Consider the following 4,139-nt stretch of genomic DNA (forward strand, 5'->3'; position numbering starts at 1 on the left):
GGCGGCGACCGCGCCGGCCGGCAGCCGCGCCGCCGGCGTCCAGAGTGTCCGGCCGGCCGCGGCGGCCTCCGCCAGCGCCCGGGCCTCCGCCTCCGGGTCGATGCCGTGCGGCGTCGGGCGCGGGGCGTCGGCCCGCGTCGGGTGTGCGGTGATCGCGGTGTCGGCCCGCGTCGGGGATGCGGGGCCCGCCGCGCCGGCCTGCGCCAGGTGCCCCAGCTCGTGGGCGAGTAGCGCCCGGCCGGCCGTGCGCCGCGGGTCGTATCCGGGGGCCAGGTAGAGCGCGCCGTCGGCGAAGAGCCCTCTCGCGCCGTGGTTGGTGGCCCGCCGGCCGGACTCGCCGAGGTGCACCCGCACGGCGTCGGGCCGCAGGCCCAGCGCGGGGGCGTACCTGTCGACCAGGTTCCGGGTCAGCTCGGCCAGCTCCGCGTCCCGGGCGGGGGACCGGTCGCCGGGCGGGGCCTGCGGCCGGACGGCCGCCTCGCGTTCGGTCATCGGCCCGCCTCCCGGCACGCGGGCCGGCCCAGCTGCGCCCAGATCGCCTCGGCCAGGGCGCCCGGCAGGTCCGATCCCGGTCGCGCCGGCAGCGGGCCGGGGGCGGGCGAGGCGGGCGGCAGACCCCGCTCGGCGAGCAGCCGGGCCAGCCGCGCGGTCACCGCGGCGCCGAGCGCGCCGGGGTCGGGCGCCTCGATTCCGGTGAGGACGAGTTCGCGGACGTCGACCTCGATGTTCATGACCACAGTCCCGGGTCGGCGGGCCGGTCGTGCTTGGCGTACTCGGCGGCCACGGCGTCGAGCACGTGCCGCATCCGGACCGGGACGTGCTCCCCGGCGGCGACGAGCGCGGCCCGCAGGGCGACGGTGTGGATGTCGCCGCCGGTGAGGTCCAGGTCGGCGAGGCGGCGCAGGTCGAGGTCCTCCGTGGCGACCTGCGGCGGGAACGCGCGCCGCCACAGGTCGACCCGCTCGGCCGGGCCGGGATGCCCGAAGGGGACGAGCACCCGCAGCCGCCGCAGGAACGCCGGGTCGATGGCGGTGCGCATGTTGGTGGTCAGCACCGCCACGCCCCGGTACTGCTCCATGCGTTGCAGCAGGTACGACACCTCGATGTTGGCGTACCGGTCGTGGCTGTCCTTCACCTCGGACCGGCGGCCGAACAGCGCGTCCGCCTCGTCGAAGAGCAGCACGGTGCCGCCGCGTTCGGCGGCGTCGAAGATCCGGCGCAGCTGCTTCTCGGTCTCGCCGATCCACTTGCTGACCACGGTGGCCAGGTCGACGCGGTGCAGGTCGAGGCCGAGGGACCCGGCGACCACCTCGGCGGCGAGGGTCTTGCCGGTGCCGCTCGGGCCGGCGAAGAGCGCGGTGACCCCGAGCCCCCGCCCCGTACGCCGCCCGAAGCCCCGCTCGGCGAGCAGCGCCCGGCCGGCCGCGGCGGCGGTCAGCTGCCGCAGCTGGGCCAGGGCCGGGGCGGGCAGCACCAGGTCGTCCCAGCCGGCGCGGACGACGATCCGCTCGGCCACCCCGTCGAGGTCGCGGCGGACCCGCTCGCGGACCAGGTCCCGGGCGAGCGCCGTCGGGTCGGCGGCGGGCCGGGCGGCGGTGGCGAGGATCTCGTGGTGTCCCAGGTCGTACTCGCGGGCCAACTCGGCGGCCGGGCGGTCGGGCAGCAGCCCGCGCCACAACGCGCGCTGCTCGTCGCGGGTCGGCCGGTCCACGGTGGGTCCGGCGGCGACCCCGTCGAGCGCGACGGCGCGCGGGGTGGACACCACCACGTCTCCGACGAGCCGTGCCAGCAGGTGCGCCACGACGCCGGCCAGTTCGGGCGGCTCGTCGCCGGTCAGCTCCACGACCAGCACCGGGTCGGCGAGCACCACCTCGCGGTTCCACAGCCGGGCGAGAGCATCCCGGTCGGTGACCGCGCCAGGCAGGTCGGCGGCCGTCAGCCGGTGGGCGGGCCGGCCCACCGTCGCGGCGGCGGCGGCGATCACGTCCGTGCGGTCGGCGCGGTCCGGGCCGCTGACCCGCAGGGCGCGGCGGCCGGCCTGCCAGGCGGCGCAGAGGTCCGTCGCGGCCCGCCGGCGGCTGGCCGGCAGCCCGGCCGGCGGCGCGGGCAGTTCCGTGAGGTACGGCCGCAGCCGCTCGTCGAGCCGCCCGGCGCCGCGCAGCTCGTGCAGGATGCGCTCGTCGGCGCGGAGCGGGGCGTGCGGCAGCGGTCCCTCGCCGAGTTCGACCAGCCGGGCGGCGCGCAGCGGACGGTCGGGGGCGAGGGCGTCCCAGTGCCCGCCGGGCAGGGCGTCGAGGCACCAGGCGAAGGTGGGCGGGCGGTCCAGCAGGCCGAGTTCCCCGGCGACGGCGGCGACCAGCACGTCCCGCTCGAAACCGGTCAGCCCGAAGCCGGCGACGATCCGGTCCAGGTGCGTACCGCCCGCGCCGGTGCCCTGCGCGGGCTCGCCCTTGAGCAGCAGCCGGATCCGCTCCACCTCGGCGGCCAGCCCGTCGTCGTCCCGCTCGGCGGCGGCGGGGGCGGGCCAGCGGGCGGCGGCGCGGGGGGCGGGCATCACAGCACCACGGAAGGTCCGGTGTACCGGCCGGCGGGGTCGGTGCTCAGCGGGCTGTCCACCCCGTCCACCCGCAGCCGGGCCAGGTACGCCCCGGCGGGCAGGTCGCGGAAGGCGAAGCGGATCCGGTCGGTGCTTCCGGCGCCCGGGGCGACCCCGTTGCCGGGCGGCGCCGGCAGGATCGTGCCGCCCGCCCCGGTCAGGGAGAGGGTGACCTGCTGCGTCGCCTCGACCTGCGGGGTGACGGTGACGGTGACCGCGCCGGTGCGCAGCAGCACCCCGTCGACGGTGCGGCTGGAGTCGACGACCACGTCGGCGGGGGCGACGGTGATCGTCGGACGGTAGGTGACGGGCACGGCGTCGGAGCTGAGTGCCGCCCGGGGGGTCGGCGGGTCGCCCAGGTTGACGGAGTGGGTGACGACCAGCCCTCGTAGACCGGCGGGGACGGGCCGGTCGAAGGCCGACAGCGGCACCCGCAGCTCGGTGGCCGACGCGGTGGCGGGGCTGGCGGTGGCCGCACCGAACCGGATCCTGGTGTCCGGGCCGGCGAGGTTGCGGCCGGTCACGACGAGGGTCGCGGTGGCGGTGACCGGGGTGCCGGTCGGGCCGTCGGCGCGTACGGTGTCGACCTCGGGGCCGTGCACGTCGACCGTTCCGGCGGTGACCGACCGCACCGGCAGGGGCTCCCGGGCTCCCCGCAGCGGGTCGACCAGCACCACGGAGACGTCGAAGAAGACGCTGCTCCGGTACGGGGCGCTGAACGCCGACCAGAGCCGGAAGCTCTCCTCGCCGCCGGGGCTGTTGGCGACGCTGATCCGCAGCTGCTCGACCTGCTCGGCGAGGCGGGACTCGGCCACCGGCGCCGGCAGGGTCGCGTCCGGCGGGTCGGGGGCCAGCGACCGGCGGATCGCCGCGCGGGTCAGCACCGGCGTCTCGTGCAGCATCGCCAGCAGGTGGCCGAGGAGGATCTCGCCGGTCAGCGGGTCGTGGCCGTAGACGCTGGCCACGTAGTGCAGGTCGACGCCGAGCGGGACAGCGGCGACGTCGTCCCCGCCGGCGCTGCGGGGCGGCGGCCCGAGGTTGGCCCAGGCCGGGTTGCGGGTGACCCGGCTGAGGAACAGGTTGACCTGGTTGCCCTCCTGGTTGCCCACGGTCACCCGGTCCGGCGGGCCGGCGGAGACGGACACCCCGCCGACAGCCGAGGACGCGCCCGTGGCGCGCAGGTACGCCATCATCTGGGCGCGCAGCACGGCGGTGACGGCGGCGAGGGCGTACGCGGTGCTCATCGTGGCCGTCCCTCCGGATCGCGCAGGTAGGCCTCCAGTTCGGGGGCGGGTCCCGGGGCCACGGCCGGGGCCGACGAGACCGGGGCGACCGGCGCGGGCGCGGCGGGCGCGGAGCGCTGCCCGGGGGCGAGCCGGACGTCGATCCGGCCGATGTGCAGGTGCACGGTGGGCCGCTCGGTTGCCCGGGCGGCGGCGCGGGCGACCGGCACGGCGCGCGCGGGCGGGGCGGGCGGCGCGGGGCGGAGCACGGTCGCCGGGACCACCGGCGGCAGCGCCGGCGGCCGGGCGGCCAACCCGAC

Annotated in this window: 4 protein-coding genes and 1 pseudogene; all 5 read right to left on the reverse strand. The window is 78.6% G+C overall.

The genetic code is table 11. The annotated features are described in order from the left end of the window. A partial coding sequence (locus AB0D32_RS32585; protein ID WP_357098776.1) for a DUF4157 domain-containing protein occupies window positions 1-492 on the reverse strand: 492 nt, incomplete at its 3' end. Continuing rightward, a complete protein-coding gene (locus AB0D32_RS32590; RefSeq protein WP_357098779.1) occupies window positions 489-731 on the reverse strand; it encodes a hypothetical protein in 243 nt (80 codons plus the stop codon). The genes AB0D32_RS32590 and AB0D32_RS32585, both read right to left, overlap by 4 nt. Continuing rightward, complete coding sequence (locus AB0D32_RS32595) at window positions 728-2,554, reverse strand: ATP-binding protein (RefSeq protein ID WP_357098782.1); 1,827 nt, start codon at window positions 2,552-2,554, stop codon at window positions 728-730. Before AB0D32_RS32595 ends, AB0D32_RS32590 begins: the two co-directional genes overlap by 4 nt. After that, entirely contained in the window at window positions 2,554-3,840 is a 1,287-nt protein-coding gene (locus AB0D32_RS32600; protein WP_357098785.1) for a DUF4255 domain-containing protein, read from the reverse strand. The genes AB0D32_RS32595 and AB0D32_RS32600 overlap by 1 nt, the downstream gene beginning before the upstream one ends. Then, window positions 3,837-4,139 (reverse strand): annotated as a pseudogene (locus AB0D32_RS32605) (hypothetical protein); the annotation flags it as partial. The pseudogene AB0D32_RS32605 and the gene AB0D32_RS32600, both read right to left, overlap by 4 nt.

It is taken from the genome of Micromonospora sp. NPDC048170 (assembly GCF_040652795.1).
GTDB lineage: Bacteria > Actinomycetota > Actinomycetes > Mycobacteriales > Micromonosporaceae > Micromonospora.

Coding starts and splice junctions, on each gene's coding strand:
- AB0D32_RS32590 (WP_357098779.1), bottom strand. CDS start 731: ATGAACATCGAGGTCGACGTCCGCGAACTCGTCCTCACCGGAATCGAG.
- AB0D32_RS32595 (WP_357098782.1), bottom strand. CDS start 2,554: ATGCCCGCCCCCCGCGCCGCCGCCCGCTGGCCCGCCCCCGCCGCCGCC.
- AB0D32_RS32600 (WP_357098785.1), bottom strand. CDS start 3,840: ATGAGCACCGCGTACGCCCTCGCCGCCGTCACCGCCGTGCTGCGCGCC.